Origin of the sequence: Rhizobium sp. WYCCWR 11146, from assembly GCF_013591995.1 — a bacterium.
Classification (GTDB): domain Bacteria; phylum Pseudomonadota; class Alphaproteobacteria; order Rhizobiales; family Rhizobiaceae; genus Rhizobium; species Rhizobium indicum.
Map to the genome: position 1 here is coordinate 157,311 of NZ_JACCEY010000022.1, position 23,291 is coordinate 180,601.

The window sequence follows — 23,291 nt, forward strand, 5'->3', positions numbered from 1 at the left end:
TATGTCGGCGCCTAAGCTGTTGGCACTGTCCCCCCATCGATTGTATATTCGGTACCGGTGATCGATGCAGCCCGGTCCGAGGCGAGGAAGGCAATCAGGTTTGCGACCTCTTCCGGCTTTGCCGGACGCCCCAGCGGAATGCCGCCCAGCCCGTCCATGATGATCTTTTTGCCACCCTCGAGGTCTGTTCCGGCCTGCTTCGCCAGGCGCTCTGCAAGGTGGACCGAAGCTTCCGTTTCGATCCAGCCTGGCGACACCCGAACGACACGAACACCTTTGGGCGAAACTTCCTTCGACATCGCCTTGCTGTAAGTGGAAAGCGCTGCCTTCGCCGCAGCATAGGCCGTCGTCGATTCCGGAAGCGGCAGGACTCTCTGGATGGATGTCACATGCACCACCACACCGTTTCCTTGAGCGACCATGTCCGGAACCAGTTGCCGATCCAGGCGAACGGCTGGAAAAAGGTTGAGCGACAGCTCCTTATGCCAGTCGTCTTCCGACAGTGCAGAAAATCCACCTCCGGCCGCTGAAGAGCCACCCAGCATATGGACGATGACGTCGACGCCGCCAAGGCGCCGCCGTGTGGCCTCTGCGACGATTGCACATCCCTCTTCGGTGGTCAGGTCCGCCTCGACGAACAGATCTTCCGACAGGCTGTCCGGACGGGCCCGAGCGGCTGTCAGCACCTGCGCGCCGAGCTCCCGAAACAGTCTGACGGTCGCGGCACCAGTACCTTTGGTTCCAGCCGTAATGAGGGCCCGTTTGCCTCTCAGGTTGAGAAAGTCGGCCATTATAATATCTCCAGCCTGACGATTCTGTCGTCCTTGATGGTGAAGGCGTGGGTGAGCATCACCGGGCTACCGGGAAACTGGCCGCTCACCCTCGCCCGGACGAGTGCCTTGTCGCCGTCAACCGCGGATTCCACGGGTTCGGCACGGTATTGGGTCGCCTTCTTCGCAGCCACCCACCAGTCGCGGATTGCGACGGCGCCCTGATGGCGAGCGTTCTCATCTTCGACCACGGCATCGACCGCGAGGGTCTTCACCAGCGCATCGGCATCATTGCGACTGTCGGCGTCAAAATACATGTTCACGATATGGGGCAAATCCATCCTGTTTCTCCTCATGATCTGCTCCGATAGTTAGCGCTCGACCATTGCATAGATAAGTGGGATAAACCGGAATGCGGTATTGAACGGATCGGGACAATGGAACATGCCAGCTTGAAGGAACTCGAAGCGGCCATTGCGATTGCCCGGCGCGGGACATTCCGCGCAGCAGCCATCGATCTCGGCATGTCGACCACCGCGCTCAGCCACACCATAGGCAGGCTTGAGGCCGGGCTCGGCGTGCGACTGTTCAACCGCACCACACGCAGCGTGTCGCTGACTGATGCCGGCAGGCTGTTTGTGCAGCAGGTAGGGCCTACGCTTCAGGATCTCCATGCTGCTCTGGATCTGGTGCGCTCCCACCGCGAGACTCCTTCCGGAACACTACGGATCAACGCAGCGCCGTTTGCGGCGCGCGCCATCATCTCACCGCTCGTGCTGGAGTTCCTGCGCCGCTATCCCGACATGACTGTCGATATCGTTACCGAGGGTAAAATGGTCGATATCGTCAAGGACGGGTTCGATCTGGGCGTCAGGGTTGAAGGCCTCGTTCCCAGCGACATGATTGCCGTTTCGCTCGGCCGGCCTCAGCGACACGCAGTGGTTGGGTCTCCCGAGTATTTCGAGAAACATGGTAAGCCCATGGTGCCTCCGGATCTTCTCAATCACAGGTGCATTCGTGTTCGCCTGCCAGACGGCTCCTTGTTTCGATGGCGGTTCGAAAAAGACGGCGAGCCGGTGCAGATAGACGTGCGGGGGCCAATCGCACTCGATGAGGCCAGCCTTACGCGGACTGCTGTGATCGAAAGCGCCGGCGTGGGCTACCTCTTTGAACAGGACATTCTCTCGGACATAGAGGCGGGGCGCGTTGTTCGTGTTTTAGAAGATTGGACGCTGCCGTATCCAGGGCTATGCCTATACTATCCTGGACGTCGAAATCTATCGGCTGGCGTCCGAGCATTCCTCGACTTAGCTCGTGAGTTCTCCCGAAAAGCGGCTTGACCCACTGCCTTCACCTTGAACGGTTTCGAACCGTTGGCCGGTGAACCCTCCTGCGTCGCTCCTGTCTATCGCCCGCCCTGCTATTGCGCCGGTTCCAGCATCGCGCAATCTTCCCCTCCGGTGCACTCTCCAGAGAGGGTACGCTGACCGAGCGCAATGATAAGGACGGTCGCGGCCCCGGCGGCTGCAGACACCCAGAATCCGCTCTGGGGACCGTAGCTGTCGACGACCCAGCCCGAGACGAAGGCGCCAAGCGCCATACCGATGCCGATGCCGGTCATCACCCAGGTGACGCCCTCCGTCAGCACCGATTCCGGTACACGACGCTCAATCAGTCCGAAGGCCGTTATAAAGGTCGGCGAGATCGCGATGCCGCTGACGAAGACGGCGATAGCAAGCAGGGCTACCGAGCTGCCGGCGATGAGAAGCGGCAGCGAGGTCAGTGCGAGGATCGCAACAGCGATCAGCAACTGACGATGCAGGGGGATGCGCAGATTAAGCGCGCCGAGGGTCAAACCCACTAGGAAGGAACCGAGGGCATAGACACCGATCACCAGGCTTGCCGCATTCGGCTGACCAAGCTCTTTGGTGATGGCGACAACACTCACTTCAGCGGTTGCGAAGGTCGCGCCGACGAAGATCAGCGCGAGTGTGATGATCTGCACCGGACGCTGGCGGATCGCGGAGCCAACCGAAGCTGCGCCGGCGACATGCCGCACCCTCGGCTCGGTGCCGCGCTGCACGATGAAGGCGGCCGTCCCGAGTGCCAGAAAAGCTGTGCTCACCATCATGCCGGCTTCCGGGAAAAGTGACACGGCGAGCCCGACCGACAGCGAGGCGCCGGCGATATAGACCAGTTCGTCCGCCGCACTTTCGAACGCGAAGGCCGTGTTGAGCTCGGGCCGATTGCGAAAGAGTTCCGTCCAGCGCGCCCGCATCAGCGCCGGAATGCTCGGCATGGCTGCCGCGAGGAAGGCTGAGGCGAAGAGCGTCCACACCGGCCAGTTCTGGTTGGTCGCGGTGATCAGCGCGATAAACGCCAGCACGGATACGATGGTTGTGGGAACGACGACTGCCGTTTGGCCCAGCCGGTCGACCGCGCGCGAAATCTGCGGCGAGATCACTGCATTGGTGAGCGCATAGGTCGCCGACACGGCCCCTGCCAGCCAATATTCGCCATGTGCCTGGGAGAGCATGGCAACGATGCCGATCGGCGCCATGGCGATGGGAAGGCGTGCGAAAAAGCCGGCTGCGGAGAAGCCCTTGGCCCCAGGTGCCGCGAATATCTGTTTATACGGATTTGACATGGGACGATCCTTCCAGTTATCGGAGAGAGCACTTATATACGGAGCGTATGTGTTTAGATAATGCATACGTCCCGTATGTCAATGAAAAAGATACGCGGCGTATGCCAATGGAGAAGCCATGCGCAAACCGCGCCAGGAGATGATCGCAGAGACCCGCGGCAAACTTATCGCAGCCGGCCGGCGCGCCTTTGGCACGATCGGCTACGCGGAAGCGTCGATGGACGATTTCACCGGCGAAGCGGGATTGACGCGCGGCGCCCTCTACCACCACTTCGGCGACAAGAGGGGCCTGCTCCAAGCCGTCATCATGGAAATCGACGCGGAAATGACTGAACGGCTGAACGAGGTCTCGGCCGCCGCTCCGACGCGCTGGCAGGGTTTTGTCGACGAGTGCTCCGCTTATATCGAAATGGCGCTTGAGCCCGAAATCCAGCGTATCATGTTTCGCGATGGCCCGGCTGTACTCGGCGACATCTCGCAATGGCAGAACACCCCCGGCTGTATCGCCGCCCTCTCCCGCAGCCTCGACCGTCTCAAGGCCGATGGCGAGATCATCGACATCGACACCGAAACCGCCGCTCGCCTCATCAATGGCGCCAGCAGCCATATGGCGCTTTGGATCGCCAATGCGGAGAATCCGGAGGCTGTTTCGAAGCGGGCGGTCGCGGGATTCAAGGCTATGCTGGGCAGCCTCCGCAGACAGCAATGAGGTGATTGATTTCCCGTTCAGGCGCCGTAGGCCCAGGTCGGTCCTCGACGATCGCGTTCCCGCCCCTCTGTAGCCGCCACTCCACACTCTGATACGTTTTTGGCACTTCTTGAAACATGCCAGATACGCAGACCCGTCAGAGATCACTCCGTCACGAAATGTCGCCCTGGGCGACAAGAACATGGAGTGCCACATGAAGAAGTTTGACAATATTCTCGCCTGGCGCCGGCTTGCCCGCGGAGCAATGGTGATGGCGGCTGGACCGATGTTGCTGTTCCCAGCCGGTTACCTTGTGCCAGCGAGTGCCGCCGACGTCACATCGGCCGGGCCAGCTACGTCCATCGGGGCCGACGAAACGATCCGCCCGTTCCAGATCCACGTTCCGCAGTCACAGCTTGACGATCTGCGCAAGCGCATTGCCGAAACGCGTTGGCCAGATAAGGAGACCGTGAGCGACACCTCGCAAGGCATCCAGCTTTCGCGCGTCCAGGATCTGGTCCGTTACTGGGGCACTGATTACGATTGGCGCAAAGCCGAGGCGGAGCTCAATGCCCTTCCGGAATTCATCACGACGATTGACGGGGTCGATATCCAGTTCATCCATGTGCGATCGCGTCATCCCAACGCCCTGCCGGTCATTCTGACCCATGGTTGGCCGGGTTCGACCTTCGAGTTCATCAAGGCGATCGGCCCTCTTACAGATCCGACTGCTTATGGCGGTAAAGCGGAGGACGCGTTTGACGTGGTCATCCCTTCCATCCCCGGCTACGGCTTTTCGGGTAAGCCGACGGAGCTTGGCTGGGGCCCCGACCGCGTTGCGCGAGCATGGGACGTCCTGATGAAGCGGCTCGGCTACGCGCACTATGTTTCCCAAGGCGGCGACCATGGTTCCGTTATCTCCGACGCGCTGGCGCGCCAGGCACCGAAGGGCTTGCTTGGTATCCATCTCAACATGCCGGCGACCGTTCCGGGCAATCTCACCAAGGCGATCAACAGTGGAGACCCGGCTCCCGCAGGACTGTCGGCGCCCGAGCGTGATGCCTATCAATCGTTGAGCACCTTCTTCGGCCGGAATGCCGCCTATGGGGCCGTGATGGTGACGCGTCCGCAGACGATCGGCTACTCGCTTTCCGATTCGCCGTCGGGCCTGGCTGCCTGGATCTACGAAAAATTTGCGCAGTGGAGCGACAGCGAGGGCATTCCCGAGCGTGTTTTTTCCAAGGACGAAATGCTGAATGACATCACATTGTACTGGCTGACCAACACCGGGGCATCCTCGTCGCGGTTCTATTGGGAAAACAACAACAACAACTTCAGCTCAGACGCCCAGAAGACCAAAGAGATCAAGATCCCAGTGGCAATCAGCGTATTCCCAAAGGAGATCTACCAGGCGCCGGAGAGTTGGAGCAAGGAGGCTTACCCCACGCTGCATTACTACCACCGTGTCGATATGGGCGGTCACTTCGCCGCCTGGGAACAGCCCCAGCTTTTCGCTGAGGAACTGCGAGAGGCATTCAGGTCGGTGCGTTGATGACATCGCCTGCAGAATGACGGCTTGGCAAATCCGCGGCTGAGAGTGGCGAATTCAAAGCCGCGGAGAATCCAGCTCGAACCGTTTCATCAAATCATCCTCATCTCACTGTATTTTCCTGGGGTCAGTTCAATGCGCCACCGGCCGCCAATACCTCGTCCGGCGTATCGACATCGAGCAAGGCTGCGTCGCCAACATCGACATCGAGCACGGGCAAGCCTGATGCCGTGACGATATCGCGCGCGCCGACATCGCCTCTAAGTCTGTGGATTGCCTGATTGAGAGAATGGGGCAGGATAACGGGATTGCCGGGCTTGCCGTGTGAGACGGCGCGCACGACGGCCTTGCCGTCCGCGTTGCGAAATGCGGAAATCAGGGCATCGAGATGCGTCGTGGAAATGCCGGGCATATCGGCCAGCATGACGAGAATGCCTTCGGCGCTGTCAGCGTCATTCGATGAGAAGCCTGCTATGAGTGAGCTCGCCATGCCGCTGGCGTAATCGGGATTGTCGACGAAAGTCAGAGCGAGCCCCTGGAGCGCAGCTTCAATTTCGCTTCTTCGATGGCCCGTGACGACAATAACGGAGGCTGCATCCGCACCGAGCGCGGTCAATGCCGACCGCCGCACAAGCGGCACGCCATCGAACTCGGCCAGCAGCTTGTGCTTCCCGCCGTCACCCATGCGGCTTGCCTTGCCGGCAGCGAGAATGACGATCGCGACCGATGCCTTACGCATAAGCCACCAGTCTTGCCGCGGCGATATCAGCCAGAACCGACAGGGCGAGCGAGGTTGCATCCCGCGTCGGGCCGAACATCCCGATGGGCGCCTTGATACGACCGATGTCGTGCTGCCCGAAAGCCATGGCTGTCAACCGCTCGACCCGCCAACGATGCGTCCGGGTGCTGCCGAGAGCGCCGATGTAGAACCCGGGCGAGCGAAGCGCGGTCTCGAGAATGGCGGCTTCGGCGTCGAGGTCATGATGCAGGAGCACGACGGCCGTGAAGGGGTCGATGATGTCGGCTGCGACCCTGCCCCCCTCGCCCTGTCCCTTGACGATCACGTCGTAGCCGGAAGCTTCGGCCAGTCGTGCGACGGCCTGCGCTTCGATCGTCTGCCCGGAAAGGACGACGCGGGTGCGGGGACGGTAGACCGTCAGGAAATCGCGCTCGAGCCAGCACGCCCGGGGCGGTGGGTCTACCGGTTCGAGCGTCTGCCGCTCTGGCAAATATGCAAGGCCGGCTGCCTGCCTGCGTTCGAGACGCTCCAGAACATGCCGCAAAGCTCCGGCATCTTTCAGGACGTGGATTGCGACGGAGATTCCGCCGCCGCAGGGAAGGACGATGTCGAAGAAGGGCGAGCCGTCGCCGAACCTGACCGTGCGGTCGCGCCCTTGCGCCATTGCAAGAAGCGCTTCGGAAGCGACCGCGGCTTCGACACATCCGCCAGAGACATAGCCGCAGAACCGCCCGTCTGCGGCAACCACCATATGAGCGCCGAGCGCACGCGCCGCTCCGCCTCGGATGTCGACGAGGGTCGCAAGTGCCGCCGCGCCGACATCATGGGCGTCTATCGCGAAGCGAAGCAGTTCCGCAGGATCGTCGGTGGACGAGGCCCTGACGGGAATTGGCGCCGTGATGGGCGCAAGTGTCTGATCCATCGGAAATCCTACAGGAAGTGACGGCGGTCCGCTTTCGAGACCGCCGCCGAAATAATCACGCCACGTCCGGCAAGCCGCCGATGAGCTTGTCAAGCGTCAGCGGATAGTGCCGAACCCTGACGCCGGTCGCGTTGTAGACGGCGTTGGCGATTGCTGCCGCGACGCCGCAAAGGCCAAGCTCGCCGACGCCCTTGGCCTTCATCGGCGAGGACATCGGATCGGTCTCGTCCATGAAGATTACCTCCTGGTGCGGAATGTCGGCATGCACCGCTACTTCGTAGCTGGCGAGATCGTGGTTGACGAAGAAGCCGCGTAGCTGGCGAGATCGTGGTTGACGAAGAAGCCGCGGCGGGTGTCGACCGCCAATTCCTCGGACAGCGCGCCGCCGGCCCCCATCGTCATCGCGCCGATGACCTGGCTGCGGGCGGTGATCGGATTAAGGATTCTTCCCGCCGCACAGACCGCGAGCATCCTGCGGATGCGGCTTTCTCCTGTGGCTATGTCGACGCCAACCTCCACAAAGTGCGCTCCGAATGTCGATTGCTGATGTGTTTCGGTAAGCTCGCCCCATTTGATCGTGTCCTCGCCGACAAGACCATCCGGACCGGCGGCCTCGGCAAGAGGCACCGAACGATTGCCCGAGCGAGCCTCGCCATTCTCGAAGACGATATCTTCGGAGTTGAAGCCGAGCTTCTTGGCGATGGCCTCACGCAGCTTGACACAGGCTGCGTAGACGCCGGACGTGGAAGAGTTCGCACCGAACTGTCCGCCGGAACCCGCAGAAACCGGAAAACGCGAGTCGCCGAGTTGGACGGCGACTTTGTCGATCGTGACCCCCATCATCTCGGCGGCGGTCTGGGCGATGATCGTGTAGCTGCCGGTCCCGATGTCGGTCATGTCGGTTTCCACAGTCACGACGCCTTCCCGGTCGAGCTTTACCCGAGCTCCGGAGGGAAGGACGAGGTTGTTGCGGAAGGCGGCGGCAACGCCCATGCCGACCAGCCAGTTGCCGTCACGCCTGGAACCGGGTTTCCCCCGGTTACTCCAGCCAAACCGCTCCGCACCGAGCGTGAGGCAGCCGATGAGATTGCGCTGGGAAAAAGGCCGCTGCGGCTTTTCCGGATCGACCTGCGTGTCGTTGACGATCCGAAACTGCACAGGATCGATCCCAACTTTTTCGGCAATCTCGTCGATGGCGATTTCGAGCGCCATCAGTCCGGGGGCTTCGCCCGGAGCGCGCATGGCATTGCCCTCCGGGAGGTTGAGCGTCGCCAGCCGCATCGCGGTCATCCGGTTCGCACCCGCATAGAGAAGCCGCGTCTGGTTGACGGCGGTCTCCAGTCCGCCGCCCGGAAGATCGCCGGACCAGCTTTCGTGCGCAATGGCGGTTATCTTGCCGTCACGCTCGGTTCCAATGCGAATCCGCTGGATCGTCGCCGGCCGGTGGGTGGTGTTGTTTATCAGGAGGGGGCGGGGCAAGGCGACCTTGACGGGCCGCTTTACTGCACGCGCGCCGACAACGGCCAGCACGGCATCCGCCCGCAGGAACAGCTTGCCGCCGAAGCCGCCGCCGATGAAGGGCGACATGAGGTGGATCTTCTCCTTGTCGATATCGAGTGTCGTCGCAAGGTCGGAGCGCCACCAGTCGATCATCTGGCTGGAGGTCCAGACGGTCACCTCGTCGCCGTTCCAGGCTGCGATCGATGCGTGCGGCTCCATCATCGCATGCGACTGGTCGGGCGTCGTATAAGACGCGTCAACAGTGACGGGAGCTGACCTGAAGGCAGCCTCGAAGTCGCCGACCGCAGTGTCGGGCTGTTGCGATTCATCCGGCTTGACGGCCGAATCCTTTGCCTGGCCGAGGTCGAACACACCCTTTTCTTCGGCATAGTCGACCTTGACCAGGGAGGCTGCGGCGCGTGCCTGCTCGAAGGTCTCGGCGACGACGACCGCGATTGCCTGGTGATAGTGCTGAATCTCGTCGCCGCCAAAAAGCTTGGCGGTGTTGAACTTGCCCTTCTTCCGCTCGCCGATGTCGAGCGTCGTCACCACGGCAAGCACACCGGGAGCCCTCTTGGCTGCGGAGACGTCCATGGACGTGATGCGGCCCTTAGCGATGGCCGCGCCGACCGGATAACCATAGGCGTAGCGCATGTTCGGATCGTGCCACTCATAGGCGTACATCGCCCGGCCGGTCGTCTTGAGCTGGCCGTCGATGCGGTGGATCGGCTGACCGACGACTTTCAGATTGTCGATCGGGTTGGTTGTCGCTGGCGTATCGAACTGCATGGCTCAACCCCTTGCTTCGGCAATGACCGCGCCGAGCGTGCGCTCGACCAGATCGACCTTGAAACGGTTCTGTTCGGTAGGATGGGCGCCGGCAAGAAGGACGCCCGCCGCCGCCTGCGCGCCTTTCGGCAACTCGGCTTCGGCTGCCTCGATGCGCCATGGCTTATGGGCGATGCCGCCGACGGCGACGCGTCCTGTCCCATCCGGCTGGATCACGGCTCCGACCGAGACGAGCGCGAAGGCATAGGAGGCGCGGTCGCGGACTTTGCGATAGATGTGCTTGCCGCCGATCGGGGGCGGCAGCAGGACCGCCGTGATGAACTCGCCGCGCTCGAGAACAGTCTCGATATCAGGCGTGTCGCCGGGCAACCGATGAAAGTCGGCGATCGCAATCGCGCGACGACTGCCGTCGGCCTTGACCGTTTCCACAACTGCATCGAGCGCCCGCATGGCGATGGCCATGTCACTCGGATGCGTGGCGATACACGCTTCGCTTGTGCCGACCACTGCATGCTGGCGGCTGAAGCCGCCGATGGCGGAACAGCCACTGCCCGGCTGCCGCTTGTTGCACGGCTGGTTCGGGTCGTAGAAATAAGGACAGCGCGTGCGCTGCAGGAGGTTGCCGGCCGTCGTCGCCTTGTTGCGCAGTTGCCCGGAGGCGCCCGCGACAAGCGCCCTGGAAAGCAGGCCGTAGTCGCGGCGAACAGTTTCGTGAGCTGCAAGATCGGTGTTGCGGACCAAGGCGCCGATGCGCAGCCCACCCTCCGGCGTGGGCTCGATCTTGTCGAGGCCGAGACCGTTGACGTCGATCAGATGCGTTGGCGTTTCGATCTCGAGCTTCATCAGGTCGAGGAGATTGGTGCCGCCGGCGATGAACTTGGTTTCAGGATTTAAGGCGGCCGCCTTGGCCGCGGCCTCGACGGATGAGGCGCGTTCGTAGGTGAAGGCTCTCATGCTTTTATCCCCGCGACTTCCGAAATGGCATCGATAATGTTGGAATAGGCGCCGCACCGACAGATGTTACCGCTCATGCGTTCGCGGATCTCGGCCGCAGTGACGGCCGCCTCTGCCGTAAGATCGCCAGTGACGTGGCTCGGTATGTTCGCCTTGATCTCTTCGAGCACCGCCACGGAGGAACAGATCTGTCCCGGCGTGCAGTAGCCGCACTGGAAGCCGTCATGCTTGACGAAGGCCGCCTGCATCGGATGAAGGTTTCCAGGCTGGCCGAGGCCCTCGATCGTGGTGATTTGATCGCCTTCGTGCATGACCGCCAGTGTCAGGCAGGAGTTGATGCGGTGGCCGTCGACTATGACGGTGCATGCGCCGCATTGGCCGTGGTCGCATCCCTTCTTCGTACCTGTGAGATGCAGGTGCTCGCGCAGTGCGTCGAGCAGCGACGTTCTATTGTCGACCTCGAGATCGCGGTTCTCGCCGTTAACCGCGAAAGAAACTTTCGATGTATAGGCCATGTCATTTCCTGGGGACTGTGCCGCCGCGGGCGCCACGGCTCCGGTGACCGCAATCGTTGCGGCCGACGAGATAAGTAGATCTCGGCGGGAAAGTTCCAGTTGTATCCGGCTTGGCATGAACTGTTCCACTTTGCTCGTTGGACATAGGCGCGCGTCAACGCCGTCTGCTGAGGTAGTGCAACTCCGCCTTCTGATTAGGCCCTTTCCGTTGCATACGGTTATCGATCTGGCTCATGAATTCCCCGAGCCGCGGTCATAAGATGCCGCGAACCACATCTTCAATGAAGTTGGCTTGGATGCGGAAGCGCCGGCGGAGTAACACCCGCCGATGCGCGCGAAAAAAAGCAGCGCCATGCGCAAAAAATGATGCTTTTCCGGCTTATCTTTATTCCCTACTCCCTATCGAAGCAGGTGACGAAAAGGGATGACCGCATGCCCACGCCGTTTTACTGGAACGAGCTCAATACATATGATTTTGCCGACCTCTCTCCCGAGACCACGATTGCCGTTCTGCCCATCGCCTCGACGGAACAGCACGGCCCGCATCTGCCGATCGCAACGGATGTCGCCATCGCGACCGGCATGCTGGCGGAGCTGAAGAGGCAGCGGCCGGAGGATCTGGACATCCTGGTCCTTCCGACACAGGAGATCGGCAAGGCCAACGAACACATCCACGGCCCCGGCACGCTGTCGCTCAGTGCAGAGCTGCTCATCCCCGTCTGGACGGCGATTGGTGCCAAGGTTGCCGAAGCCGGGCTGCGGAAGATGGTGATCGTCAATTCCCACGGCGGCAATGTCGACATCATGAGCATCGTCGCGCGCGAACTGCGCGTGCGCCATCAAATGGCGGTGGTCTCCACGCAATGGGGCCGTTTCGGTCATCCGGAAGGCATGGTCAGCGATCATGAGAGCAGATACGGCATCCACGGCGGCGATGTCGAGACGTCGTTGATGCTGCATTTCCGCCCCGAGCTGGTGCGCATGGACAAGGCGCAGAACTTTGCCTCGAAGGCCGAAGGGATGCGGCAGCAATCCAAATATCTTCAGCCTCTACCACCGCATTCGCTGGCCTGGATCGCGCATGACCTCAATCCCCTCGGCGTGGTCGGCGATGCCTCGATCGCCACGGCCGAAAAGGGCGAGGCGATCTGCAGCCATCAGGTCAAGGGGTTTGTCGAGCTGCTCCGGGATCTCAAGGCCTATCCGCTTTCGAATCTCTATGTGAAATAGGCTCAGCGGCCGGTTTCACATCCGGTGGGATATGACCCTTGGCCTGCAATTCCTGCACCAGGCCGAGCAGTTCGGCGAGAAGATATTCGACGAAAAGGCTGGTCGCTGCGTCGAGGGGCGCGCGGGCACGGGCAAACAGCTTCATCTGCTGATAACGCGTATGCGGCTCGGCGATCGGGCGGAAAACGAGTTCACCGCGCCGGCATTCGGTGATGACATCGAGCGGATTGAGCAGCGTCAGCCCCGTGCCGCATTTGACCAGCTGCTTCAGCATCTCCGATGCATTGGTTTCCAGCACCGGCTCGACCGAGATTGGCAGGCGCGCAAAAGCAAGGTTGATCACCTCGCGCAGGCTGGTGCCCGGCTGCGCCAGAACCAGTTTTTCCTGGGTGACATCGGCCAGGTTGATTGGCCCGGGGCCGATCAGGTGATGCCCTGGCGGCAGCACGACACCGATCGGGATATCGAAATTTCCGAGCGTGCGGATGCCAGGCGTGGCGGGGATGTTGAACCCGAGACCGATATCCACCTCGCCTGATACAACGGGGCTGGCCGTCGTGCCGCCGGTGTCGTTGCGCAGTTGGACGAAGACGCGCGGATGCTCTGAAAGAAAGCGCGCGATGATTTCGGGCAGCGGCCCGGCGGCAAGCCCAACGGTCGTCACCATGCGCACCTTGCCTGCCTGCTGCATCTTGAGGCTGCGGATGCGCCCTTCCAGGCGCTCGTAATTCTTCAGCACGTCCCGGATATGCTCGATGCAGAGTTCGCCGGCAGCCGTCAGCCGCAGGCCACGCGGGAGCCGTTCGAAAAGCGGCGCTCCGATCTCCTCCTCCAGCGCCAAAATCTGCCTGTTGACTGCCGACGACGCCACATTGAGGCGCGCGGCCGCCTTGCGGATCGAACCGCAACGAGCAATCTCGTTGATGTAGAGAAGGCGTCTGGAGTGCAGCATGGTCTCTCCGATGCATAAATTTTGCGCAGGGCGCACAAATTATCTTCAGCTTTCCGACAGATGCCGAAAAGGCATCAATGCGCACGAATTTTGATGCTTTTCAAAGCGCATGGCAATGGCTCAAATTCCCTCAAAAGGAGGCCGAGCAAGGTCTCCCTCGGTCAAAAAGGGGAACTGCCGACCATGTTGAAAGCACAGACGAAGACGCAATTCCTGAGCTGCCTCGGCCTCGCCTCGATGCTTGCCGCCGCCTCGCCGGCGCTTGCCCTCGACAAGGTGAGCTACGGGACGAACTGGCTTGCCCAAGCGGAACATGGCGGCTTCTACCAAGCCGTCGCCGACGGCACCTATGCAAAATACGGCCTCGACGTCACCATCGTCCAAGGCGGCCCGAATGCTGCAAACAGCGCGCTGCTGATCTCCGGCAAGCTCGATTTCTACATGGGTGGTCCGCAGGGAGAGATATCCGCTGTCGAGCAGGGCATTCCGCTGGTCGATGTCGCCGCGATCTTCCAAAAGGATCCGCAAGTACTGATCGCCCATCCGGATAACGGCGTCGACAAGTTCGAGGACCTCGCCAAGCTGAAAACGCTGTTCCTCAGCAAGGATGGCTACCTCACCTATTTCGAATGGATGAAAGCCAACTTCAAAGGCTTCAAGGACGAGCAGTACAAGCCCTATAACTTCAGTCCCGCCCCCTTCCTCGCAGACAAGGAGTCTGCCCAGCAGGGATACCTGACCTCCGAACCCTACGAGATCCAGAAGCAGGCAGGCTTCGAGCCAAAGGTCTTCCTGCTCGCCGACAACGGCTACTCACCCTATTCGACGATGATCACGACAACGCAGGCGATGATCGATGGCAAGCCCGATGTCGTGCAGCGCTTTGTCGATGCCTCGATCGAGGGCTGGTACAATTACATCTACGGCGACAACACCAAGGCGAACGCGCTGATCAAGAAGGACAATCCTGAAATAACGGACGGCCAGATCGCCTATTCGATCACCAAGATGAAGGAATACGGCATCATCGAATCCGGTGACAGCCTCGACAAGGGCATCGGCTGCATCACCGACGCCCATTACAAGAAGTTCTTCGACGAGATGACTGCCATCAAGGTCTTCAAGACCGACACCGACTATACCAAGGCCTTCACCACGAAGTTCGTCTGCAAGGGCGCCGGAATGGCGCTGAAGAAATAAGCCTCCCAGGCCAGGTCCGCCGCTCGTCTGGCGGCGGACCGCACTCCTTCGATAAATGAGCGAGAAAATGTCCCTAGCCGAAACCAAGGCGGCGCCTTCCAAGGAGGCGAGAAAGCGGCCACTGGTCGTCATGCAGTCGGTGTCGAAGGTCTTTTCCAGCGGCACGACAGCGCTTTCGGGCATGTCGCTGACGGTCGAAAGCGGCGAATTCATCAGCCTGCTTGGCCCCTCCGGCTGCGGCAAGTCCACGGCGCTGCGCATCATCGCAGGCCTTGGCGACATCACCGCGGGCAAGATCGACTGGCCAAGTTCACGCATCAATTCGAAGGGCCTGCCTGAAGGCGATATCGGCTTCGTCTTCCAGGAGCCGACGCTGATGCCGTGGAAGACCGTTTTCGGCAACGTCTACCTGCCGCTGAAACTGCGCGGGATCTCCAAGGCGGAAGCCCGCGACCGGATCACCGAAGCGCTGGCGACCGTCAATCTTCAGGATTTCGCCGATGCCTATCCGCGCGAACTCTCCGGGGGCATGAAGATGCGCGTGTCGATCGCCCGCGCGCTGGTGACAAAGCCGAAGCTGCTGCTGATGGACGAGCCTTTCGCCGCGCTCGACGAGATCACCCGCCAGAAGCTCAACGACGACGTACTGCGGCTGTGGAAGACGACCGGGATTACGGTGATCTTCGTGACGCATTCGGTGTTCGAATCCGCTTATCTCTCGAACCGGATCGTGGTGATGAAGGCGAGACCCGGCCGCGTGCATGCCGATTTTCCGCTGACCACCAGCCTCGAGCGGGATTCGCATTATCGAACCTCGGAACAATATCGGCAGGCCTGCGAAAAGGCGTCCCGTTCGCTGATCGAGGCGATGGGCGGATCGGAGGAGCACTGATGAGCGTCGAAAGCATCGAAGCCGCCGAAGCCGTATCCCCGCCCGCCTCCCAACCGGCGAACGCCCGGCGGCGTGAGCTGGCGCTGCGCATCGCCGTGCCTTTCCTGGTCATCACCGTGCTCATCATCGCTTGGGAGCTTTACGTGGTGCTCTCGGGCGTTCCGCCATACATTCTGCCCGGTCCCGGCGCGGTGGCCGCTGCCTTCGTCAATGATTGGGGCACGCTTGCGCCGGCCCTCTGGGTCACGACCAAGATCACCTTCATCTCGCTGATGCTGGCGCTGATTGGCGGCGTGGGGTTTGCAATCTTCCTGGTGCAATCGCGCTGGATCGAGATCGCCTTCTATCCGCTCGCCGTTATCCTGCAGGTGACGCCGATCGTGGCGATCTCGCCGCTGATCCTGATCTACGCTCCCTCCACGCAGGTCGCGCTGCTCATCTGCGCCTTCCTCGTCGCATTCTTCCCGATCCTTTCGAACATGGTGCAGGGCCTGAAGAGCGTCGACCATAACCTCATCAACCTCTTCGAGCTCTATGGTGCCTCGCGCTGGCAGACGCTGCTCTTTCTCAAACTGCCTGCCGCCCAACCCTATTTCATGACCGGCCTCAGGATCGGCGGTGGCCTTGCGCTGATCGCCGCCGTCGTCGCTGAATTTGCCGCGGGCTCCGCCGGTGCCGGCTCCGGCCTCGCCTTCCGCCTGCTGGAAGCGCAGTACCGGATGAACATCCCGCGGCTCTTCGCGGCGCTGTTGATGCTCTCCATGCTTGGCGTAGCGATCTTCGGCCTCACCACCCTCATTGCCTGGCTGAGCCTTCACCGCTGGCATGAAAGCAGCATCAAACGGGAAAACTGATGACCTATTCCTTCATATCCCCGCCAAATGCGGCCCGCTTCGTGCTGAGCAATGCGACAGTGCCCGCCATCACCGTCGAACATGTCGGCGTGCCGGTCACGGAAGGACTGGCCACGGTCGATATCGTCATCAGCGACGGCATGATTGCCGCCATCCGGCCGGCCGGCGCCGCACCCGCCGATTATGCCAGGATCGATCTCAAGGACGGCATGGTCTGGCCGTGTTTTGCCGATATCCATACCCATCTCGACAAAGGCCATATCTGGCCGCGCCAGGCCAATCCCGACGGCAGCTTCATGGGCGCGCTCGATGCCGTCAGGGCCGACCGTGAAGCCAACTGGTCGGCAGCAGACGTCAAGCGGCGGATGGAATTCTCGCTCCGCTCCGCCTATGCCCATGGCACCAGCCTGATCCGCACGCACCTGGATTCGCTTGCGCCGCAGCATCGCATCTCCTTCGAGGTCTTTGCCGAAATCCGGGATGCCTGGAAAGACAGGATCGCACTGCAGGCGGTCGCCCTCTTCCCGCTGGATGCCATGGCAGACAGCGCCTTCTTTACCGATCTCGTCACAACAATCCGGCAGAGCGGCGGCCTGCTTGGCGGCGTCACACGGATGGGGCCGGAGCTTGTCTGGCAGCTCGACACGCTCTTCAGGACTGCCGCGGAGCATGGCCTAAATATCGATCTGCATGTCGACGAGACGGATGACCGCGGCGCCGAGACGCTGAAGGCAATTGCCGAGGCCGTGCTGCGCAACGGGTTCGGGGGCAAGGTGACCGCCGGCCATTGCTGCTCGCTCGCCCGCCAGGACGAAGACACCGCCGCGCGCACCGTCGAATTGGTCGCCAAGGCAGGGATCGCGGTCATCGCGCTGCCGATGTGCAACATGTATCTGCAGGACCGCCATCCCGACCGCACCCCGCGCTGGCGCGGCGTCACCCTGTTCAAGGAATTGGCCGCCGCCGGCGTCGCGACTGCGGTCGCATCCGACAATACTCGTGACCCCTTCTATGCTTATGGTGATCTCGATCCGGTCGAGGTCTTCCGTGAGGCCGTCCGGATCCTGCATCTCGACCATCCGCTCGATACCGCCGCCCGTGTCGTCACCACCTCGCCCGCCGCCATCGTCGGACGGCCGGACAAGGGCCGCATCGCCGCCGGCGATCCGGCCGATCTCGTGCTCTTCAGCGCGCGGCGCTGGAGTGAATTCCTGTCCCGTCCGCAGTCTGACCGCGTCGTGCTTCGCCGCGGCAAGGTGATCGACCGCAGCCTGCCGGATTACCGTGAACTCGATAACGTCGTTGGAGCCTGACATGGCCGATTATCAGAAGATCAAAAAAGAACTCGAGGGCATCGCTGTTGAGGACAATCCAGCGCTGGTGCGCCAGAAGAGCCGGGATTTCTATTGGTACTCGCCGATCCTGAAGGCGCAGCTCGACAATGTTTCCGCCGATCTCGTTGTCACGCCGAAGACCGAGGACGAGGTCATCCGGACGCTGAAGGTCGCGTATGCGCATGGCGTGCCGGTCACGCCGCGCGGCGCCGGCACCGGCAATTACGGCCAGGCCATGCCGCTTTCCGGCGGCATCGTGCTGAACCTTGCGGCGATGGACAAGATCAAGGAGATCCATCCCGGCCGTGTCGTCTGCGAACCGGGCATCGTACTTGCCCAACTCGACAAGCAGACCAAGGCCCATTCCGGCCAGGAGCTGCGCTTCCACCCCTCCACCGCGCAGACGGCGACGGTCGGCGGCTTCATCGCCGGCGGTTCCGGCGGCGTCGGCTCGATCACCTGGGGCGGCTTGCGCGACCTCGGAAATATCCTGCGCCTGCGCGTCGTCACCATGGAAGCCGAACCGCGCGTGCTCGATCTCACCGGCTGGGATCTCCAGAAGGTGAGCCACGCCTACGGCACGAACGGCATCATCACCGAGATCGAGATGCCGCTTGCACCCGCCTATGACTGGGTCGATGTGCTCGTCGGCTATGACGATTTCATGGAGGCGGTGCGCTTCTCCGACGCGCTGGCGAAATGCAATGGCATTCTCGTCAAGGAGATCGCGCCGATCGCAGCTCCCATCCCTTACGACTATTTCACCCGCCACAAGCCCTATATCCGTCAGGGCCAGTCGATCGTCGTACTGATGATCGCGCCACATTCCATGGATGCCTTTCTGGCTTTCACGGCGGCGCAGAAGGGCGAGATCATGTTCCGCTCCGACAAGGTGGAAAGCATGCGCGGCATCCCGCATGCCTATGAGCTCGCCTGGAACCACACGACATTGCGTGCCCTGAAGGTCGATCCGAGCTTCACCTATCTGCAGGTTCAATATCCGGGACCCGATCATGTCGCCAAGGTCCGGAAGATGATGGAGATCTTCGGTGACGAAGTGCCGGGTCATCTCGAATTCATCAAATTCGACGGCCAGATCCAGTGCTCCGGCCTGCCGCTGGTGCGTTATACCACCGAGGAGCGGCTGGAGGAGATCATCAAGATCCACCAGGACAATGGATGCCCGATCTTCAACCCGCACCGCTATACGCTCGAAGAAGGCGGCATGAAGCGCACCGACGCGGTGCAGCTCGCCTTCAAGCAGGAAACCGATCCGAAGGGCCTGCTCAATCCCGGCAAGATGATTGCGTGGGAAAATCCCGATTTCGATTTCAATGCCGGCAAGAACTATCTCTTCCCCGGCCTGGCAGCCGTCATGGAGGCGTCATGAGGGTTCTTGTCCTCCACTCTCACCCGGTCGAGGAAAGTTACGGCAAGGCGCTTTACCGGCAGACCGTCGAGAGCCTTGAGAAGGCCGGGCATATTGTGGACGCCTGCGACCTCTATGAAGAGCAGTTCGATCCGGTGCTCTCGCGCTACGACCGGCTCGTCTATCACGACTATCCGGAAAACCTGAAGCTGGTGGGATCGCACGTCGAACGGCTCAAGGCGGCCGAGGGGCTGGTGATCTGCACCCCGATCTGGAACTTCGGCTTTCCGGCAATCCTGAAAGGCTATTTCGACCGTGTATGGCTGCCGGGCGTGTCCTTCGAGCTGGTCAACGGCAAGGTGGAATCGCGGCTGCGCCACATCCACAAGCTCGCCGCCGTCCTGACCTATGGCGCAACGCCCTTCCGCGCCTTCGCCGCCGGCAACCCGCCGAAGAAGATCGTCAAGAGGGTGTTGAGGGCGCAGATCAATCCGGTGAGGCCGGTAACTTTCCTCGCCCATTACGACATGAACAATTGCACGCCGGAGACGCGGGCAAAATTCCTCGCCCGTGTCGGAGGCGCGATGGAGCGCTTTTAGAAGATTTTCGCGGCCGTAACCTCGACTTCGACCAGGAACTCGGGGCGCGTAAAGCCGCCGATGACGAGCAAGGTGGAAACCGGCTTCGGATCGAGCGTATAGCGATCTCGCACGGCCATATAGGCCGGGAAATCCTCACGGCGGGTGACGAAGCCCGAAATGCGGATGACGTCGGCAAAACTCATTTCCGCCTCTTCGAGGATCGCCTTGATCGCCTCGAAGCAGAGTTCAGCCTGAGCACTGATATCGCTCGGAACAGTATTGTCGAGACCGATACCAAGCTGACCCGACGTGACCAGAAGCGATGCGCCGGGCGGCACCAGCAGGCCGTGATTGTAATTTCCAAAAGGCCGGCGCACCGAGGCCGGATTGAAGGTCTTCTTCATCGATCTCTCTGAAATATTCCCATAGGTCCGCAGATCCCGCGACCCTACAGGATGCGGCGGGATATGAGAATATCGCCGTCTTCCACGATGTCTTGCGACAAAAGAGGCAGGAAGGCCGTGGCAGCATCACTTCGGGCTATTGGACTTGCGCTCGCCTGAATTTCAGCCAAAATCCTGATGGTAATACGCGGGCCCCTGACAGCAGGGCGGCGTGCCTGAAAAATATTCCTTTAATAAATCAAAGATGATCGCAGATTGATGGCAGCGTGGCGGCGGAAATCGGCCAGCCGAGACTGAACAATTCGAGTTTAGATCTAGCTTCACGGCGCGGATGCGACATGACTTTCGTAGAATCGCAAGGGGACAGAAAGTATCGGACCAGCGAGAGAGTGGGCGGGCTCGTTGAGTGCTCGTCGCTGCAGGTGGAGCTCCGGCGTTTCGATCCGGGCTGGCAGGTCGACCTTACACTCGAATGCACGGAAATAGCCGTTCTGCTGTCGGGTCAGTCGAAGATCAGGTGGACTGGTGACGGTCACAGGAAGGAGGCTATCGCTCGGCCCGGTGTCGCTTGGATATGTCCGGCTGGTGTCCATGAGAGCGATGTAGAAATCATCGGCACCATGCCCGAGTCCCTGCACATCTTCCTGCCGCCGTCGCTCGTCGGTGAGAGCGCTCTTTCGAACTTTGACATCGACCCGGCCAGGGTGCAGCTCGCCTATGCCGGCGGCGTCCCCGATCCCATGGTGCTGCAGATCGGCCAGCTCTTTCGCGGTTTGTTGAATCGAAGTTTAGAAGCGACCGATCGACTCTTCCTCGACGGGATTCAGATGGCGCTGGTGGCGCACCTGCTCGGCACCTATTCATCTGGCCGGTGGCGACCTGCCGCGCGGGCGCCGGCCATCGATCCAAAAAGGCTGCAACGCGTCTTCGATTTCATCGAAGCCCGCATCGCCGCACAGATCTCGCTGAATGACCTTGCTGCCGAGGCCTGCCTTAGCCCCTTTCATTTTGCCCGTATGTTTCGCAAAGCCACCGGCCTGACCCCGCATCGCTACGTCACCGAGCGACGGATCGAGGCGGCCAAGGAAAAGCTGCGGCTTGCTCGATCCTCGCTCGTGGAGATCGCGCTCGATACCGGCTTCGGCTCGCAAGCGAATTTTACCCGCGTCTTTCGCAAGATGACTGGCTTGACGCCCGGCCAGTACCGCACGCTCATCACCGATTAATGGTAACCGCCTGCCGGAGCGCACACCGGAGCGCAAGATTTGCGCATAGCGCAGCAAGAGCTGAAAATACTGCAAAACCCTTTTCGGCCTACACCTGTCTCATCGAACGGGGAGCACTCATCCCCAAACGAAAAGAGGAGGCAGGCAGATGATTACCACCGACCAAGCTCGCAGGATCATCGCCGCAGGCGAGTCGCGGGCTCAAGAAATCGGCGTGCCGGTCAATATCACGGTCCTGGACGCCGGAGCCCATCTCAAGGCGTTCAGCCGAATGGACGGCGCAGTGCTCGGTTCGATCGACCTTGCTATGGGCAAAGCCCGGACGGCCGTATTGTTTCAAACCACAAGCGAGGCCGTCTGGGAATATTGCAAGCCCGGCGCTCCCGCCCATGCCCTCGAATTATCCAACGGCGGCTTGGCTCCCTTTCCCGGTGGCATCTCGCTTTTTGCCCGCGACGGCACAGTGATCGGCGCCGTTGGCGTTTCCGGCGGAGCGGTGCCGCAGGATCTCGAAATCGCGCAGGCAGCGGCTGCAGCCGTCGTGTGATGCTTGTGCCGATCCTTGATTTTGACCAACCCCAAAGTATCGAAAGGAATATCGCATGACCAAGACCATTTTGATCACTGGTGCAGGCTCTGGCTTCGGCAAGGCTGCCGCCATCGGCATGGCTAAGAACGGCCACAGCATCATCGCGACCACGCAGGTTTCGTCACAGGTCACGCCGCTGCGTGAGGAAATCGCCGCCCTCGGACTCAAGGACTTCCGCGTCGAGCGTCTCGATCTCACCGATCCCTACGACATCAAGCAGGCGCAGGGCTGGGACTTTGACGTCCTCTGGAACAATGCCGGCATGGGCGAAGCCGGCCCGGTCTGGGAAATCCCGATCGAGCTCGTCCGCAAGAACTACGAAGTCAACGTCTTCCTGCCGCTGGTGCTGACCCAGGGCGTCGTCCAGAAATGGGTGCGCGAACGCAAGAGGGGCAAGGTGGTCTTCACGTCCTCGATGGGCGGCCTCTTCACTCCGGCCAACTGGGGCACCTACGTCTCCACCAAGCACGCTTTGGAAGCGATCGCCGAAGCGCTGCAGCAGGAACTCGCCCCTTATGGCATCAAGATCCAGACGATCAATCCGGGCGCCTACTACACCGGCTACAACGAGACGATGGCCGACAATCCGTTCCGCTGGCTGGACGACAGCAAGAACTTCACCAAGCGCGCAGATCTGCGCAAGGGCTTCGACGATTTCTTCGCCACCCCCGAAGGTAAGATGGACCCGAAGGAAATGATCGACCGTATGATCGACGTCGTCCCGGCCGACACCGGCAGGTTCCGCAACGTGGTTCCGAAGGTAGTCGAGGACATGCTGAAGGAGCATCAGCTGAGAGCCTGGGAAAACCAGATCTGATCAGCGTTTTTGGCGGCGAGCGCTGCAAGCGGCACCCGGCCAGCGGATGTCGCGCCACCAACCCGATCCTTGGAGGAACCCATGTCCACCACCGCAACCGCAACAGTCCGCAGCCAGGAATCCTTTGTCCACCGCATCTTCAACGCTGCCCTCGGCATCGCCGCCACCATTCTGGCTATGGGTGGGCTGGAGGCTCGCGCCGCACCGCAGACGCTGACTGAAACCGAACGCCGCAACAAGACGACCGTCGAGGCTGGCTTTGAAGCGTGGGCGGCCGGCACAGGCAGCCCTTATGACCTCCTCGCCGACGACGCCCGCTGGACGATCGAGGGCTATTCGCTGGCGTCGAAGACCTATCCTAGTCGCGAGGCGTTTTTACGCGAAGTGATCCGCCCGTTTAATGCCCGCATGAAGGCGCCGCTGAAGCCCGCGATCCGCAACGTCTATGCCGACGGCGACACTGTGATCGTCTTTTTCGACGCCCGCGGCATCGCCCGCGACGGGGAGCCCTACGCCAACACCTATGCCTGGTTTCTCGACATGCGCGACGGCCGTATCGTCCGCGCCTCGGCCTTCTTCGATTCGGTCGTGTTCAACGCGTTCTGGACCCGCGTGACGCCGGCCGAATAGCCGGAACGGCCACATACTGGATCCATGCAGCAATCAGAAACCAACCTGCCGGCAGTAAAATCGCTCTCTGGCCAGTGCTCCGGGAACGAACGCGACTGGAACCGCTGGATGCATATGCTCGGCAATCATCAGGACGGCAT

General features: G+C 61.3%; 23 protein-coding genes and 1 pseudogene. 14 read left to right on the top strand and 10 right to left on the bottom strand.

Translation table 11 applies throughout. The annotated features are described in order from the left end of the window. Positions 1-11: 11 nt before the first annotated feature. Together HX899_RS16820 and HX899_RS16825 are read right to left on the bottom strand one after the other, a co-directional pair. Positions 12-791: an SDR family oxidoreductase gene (locus HX899_RS16820; protein ID WP_131643476.1), complete on the bottom strand. Its 780-nt coding sequence runs from the start codon at positions 789-791 to the stop codon at positions 12-14. Then, entirely contained in the window at positions 791-1,111 is a 321-nt protein-coding gene (locus HX899_RS16825) for a nuclear transport factor 2 family protein (protein ID WP_011649067.1), read from the bottom strand. Before HX899_RS16825 ends, HX899_RS16820 begins: the two co-directional genes overlap by 1 nt. A gap of 96 nt (positions 1,112-1,207) precedes the next feature. Here HX899_RS16825 and HX899_RS16830 point away from each other — a divergent pair, with 96 nt between their 5' ends. Then, positions 1,208-2,110 carry a LysR family transcriptional regulator gene (locus tag HX899_RS16830; RefSeq protein ID WP_171597882.1) on the top strand — a complete coding sequence of 301 codons (903 nt, stop codon included), beginning with the start codon at positions 1,208-1,210 and terminating at the stop codon, positions 2,108-2,110. Positions 2,111-2,190: 80 nt separating this feature from the next. On the opposite strand, the gene HX899_RS16835 is transcribed toward HX899_RS16830, so the two are convergent. Continuing rightward, positions 2,191-3,417, bottom strand: coding sequence for an MFS transporter (locus HX899_RS16835; protein WP_180196575.1), 1,227 nt, complete (start codon positions 3,415-3,417; stop codon positions 2,191-2,193). 118 nt (positions 3,418-3,535) lie between these two features. Between HX899_RS16835 and HX899_RS16840 the strand changes: the two genes are divergently transcribed. After that, positions 3,536-4,126, top strand: coding sequence for a TetR/AcrR family transcriptional regulator (locus HX899_RS16840; RefSeq protein ID WP_026238463.1), 591 nt, complete (start codon positions 3,536-3,538; stop codon positions 4,124-4,126). A gap of 193 nt (positions 4,127-4,319) precedes the next feature. After that, entirely contained in the window at positions 4,320-5,657 is a 1,338-nt protein-coding gene (locus tag HX899_RS16845; RefSeq protein ID WP_180196584.1) for an epoxide hydrolase family protein, read from the top strand. A gap of 124 nt (positions 5,658-5,781) precedes the next feature. Here HX899_RS16845 and HX899_RS16850 read toward each other — a convergent pair whose 3' ends face one another. The 5 genes and pseudogenes from HX899_RS16850 to paoA all read right to left on the bottom strand — a co-directional run bounded on the left by HX899_RS16850 (position 5,782) and on the right by paoA (position 11,202). Further along, positions 5,782-6,393, bottom strand: coding sequence for an NTP transferase domain-containing protein (locus HX899_RS16850; protein WP_180196574.1), 612 nt, complete (start codon positions 6,391-6,393; stop codon positions 5,782-5,784). Continuing rightward, positions 6,386-7,315, bottom strand: a complete 930-nt coding sequence (locus HX899_RS16855) for an XdhC family protein (protein ID WP_181292880.1) — start codon at positions 7,313-7,315, stop codon at positions 6,386-6,388. The genes HX899_RS16850 and HX899_RS16855 overlap by 8 nt, the downstream gene beginning before the upstream one ends. A 55-nt stretch (positions 7,316-7,370) precedes the next feature. Continuing rightward, positions 7,371-9,604: pseudogene (gene paoC / locus HX899_RS16860) on the bottom strand (aldehyde oxidoreductase molybdenum-binding subunit PaoC). Between the two features lie 3 nt (positions 9,605-9,607). Further along, positions 9,608-10,558 (bottom strand): xanthine dehydrogenase family protein subunit M, encoded by a 951-nt coding sequence (locus HX899_RS16865; protein WP_181292881.1) that lies wholly within the window; start codon positions 10,556-10,558, stop codon positions 9,608-9,610. Continuing rightward, positions 10,555-11,202, bottom strand: a complete 648-nt coding sequence (gene paoA, locus HX899_RS16870) for an aldehyde dehydrogenase iron-sulfur subunit PaoA (protein WP_181292882.1) — start codon at positions 11,200-11,202, stop codon at positions 10,555-10,557. The genes HX899_RS16865 and paoA overlap by 4 nt, the downstream gene beginning before the upstream one ends. Positions 11,203-11,436: 234 nt before the next feature. On the opposite strand from paoA, the gene HX899_RS16875 reads away from it, so the two are divergent. After that, on the top strand, positions 11,437-12,303 hold the full coding sequence (locus HX899_RS16875; RefSeq protein ID WP_171597873.1) for a creatininase family protein: 867 nt from the start codon (positions 11,437-11,439) through the stop codon (positions 12,301-12,303). On the opposite strand, the gene HX899_RS16880 is transcribed toward HX899_RS16875, so the two are convergent. Next, complete coding sequence (locus HX899_RS16880) at positions 12,266-13,255, bottom strand: LysR family transcriptional regulator (RefSeq protein ID WP_138390336.1); 990 nt, start codon at positions 13,253-13,255, stop codon at positions 12,266-12,268. The genes HX899_RS16875 and HX899_RS16880 overlap by 38 nt on opposite strands. Positions 13,256-13,438: 183 nt before the next feature. Here HX899_RS16880 and HX899_RS16885 point away from each other — a divergent pair, with 183 nt between their 5' ends. From HX899_RS16885 to HX899_RS16910, 6 genes are all read left to right on the top strand, one after another. Then, the gene (locus tag HX899_RS16885; RefSeq protein WP_181292883.1) at positions 13,439-14,455 is read left to right on the top strand and encodes an ABC transporter substrate-binding protein; all 1,017 of its coding nucleotides are present in this window, start codon (positions 13,439-13,441) and stop codon (positions 14,453-14,455) included. Between the two features lie 67 nt (positions 14,456-14,522). After that, positions 14,523-15,347, top strand: a complete 825-nt coding sequence (locus HX899_RS16890; RefSeq protein ID WP_138330729.1) for an ABC transporter ATP-binding protein — start codon at positions 14,523-14,525, stop codon at positions 15,345-15,347. Next, the gene (locus tag HX899_RS16895) at positions 15,347-16,201 is read left to right on the top strand and encodes an ABC transporter permease (protein ID WP_138330730.1); all 855 of its coding nucleotides are present in this window, start codon (positions 15,347-15,349) and stop codon (positions 16,199-16,201) included. The genes HX899_RS16890 and HX899_RS16895 overlap by 1 nt, the downstream gene beginning before the upstream one ends. Then, positions 16,201-17,514 (top strand): cytosine deaminase, encoded by a 1,314-nt coding sequence (locus HX899_RS16900; RefSeq protein ID WP_138390340.1) that lies wholly within the window; start codon positions 16,201-16,203, stop codon positions 17,512-17,514. The genes HX899_RS16895 and HX899_RS16900 overlap by 1 nt, the downstream gene beginning before the upstream one ends. A 1-nt stretch (position 17,515) precedes the next feature. Continuing rightward, entirely contained in the window at positions 17,516-18,925 is a 1,410-nt protein-coding gene (locus HX899_RS16905) for an FAD-binding oxidoreductase (RefSeq protein WP_181292884.1), read from the top strand. After that, positions 18,922-19,503 (top strand): NAD(P)H-dependent oxidoreductase, encoded by a 582-nt coding sequence (locus HX899_RS16910; protein ID WP_181292885.1) that lies wholly within the window; start codon positions 18,922-18,924, stop codon positions 19,501-19,503. The genes HX899_RS16905 and HX899_RS16910 overlap by 4 nt, the downstream gene beginning before the upstream one ends. Here the strand turns inward: HX899_RS16910 and HX899_RS16915 are convergent. Then, positions 19,500-19,889, bottom strand: a complete 390-nt coding sequence (locus HX899_RS16915) for a RidA family protein (protein WP_129417380.1) — start codon at positions 19,887-19,889, stop codon at positions 19,500-19,502. The genes HX899_RS16910 and HX899_RS16915 overlap by 4 nt on opposite strands. A 338-nt stretch (positions 19,890-20,227) precedes the next feature. Between HX899_RS16915 and HX899_RS16920 the strand changes: the two genes are divergently transcribed. The 4 genes from HX899_RS16920 to HX899_RS16935 all read left to right on the top strand — a co-directional run bounded on the left by HX899_RS16920 (position 20,228) and on the right by HX899_RS16935 (position 23,151). After that, entirely contained in the window at positions 20,228-21,115 is an 888-nt protein-coding gene (locus HX899_RS16920) for an AraC family transcriptional regulator (protein ID WP_181292955.1), read from the top strand. Between the two features lie 148 nt (positions 21,116-21,263). Further along, positions 21,264-21,662 (top strand): heme-binding protein, encoded by a 399-nt coding sequence (locus HX899_RS16925; RefSeq protein ID WP_138390346.1) that lies wholly within the window; start codon positions 21,264-21,266, stop codon positions 21,660-21,662. Between the two features lie 55 nt (positions 21,663-21,717). Next, positions 21,718-22,521, top strand: coding sequence for an SDR family oxidoreductase (locus HX899_RS16930; protein WP_138390347.1), 804 nt, complete (start codon positions 21,718-21,720; stop codon positions 22,519-22,521). Positions 22,522-22,602: 81 nt separating this feature from the next. Beyond that, positions 22,603-23,151 (top strand): nuclear transport factor 2 family protein, encoded by a 549-nt coding sequence (locus HX899_RS16935; protein ID WP_138390349.1) that lies wholly within the window; start codon positions 22,603-22,605, stop codon positions 23,149-23,151. Positions 23,152-23,291: the final 140 nt, after the last annotated feature.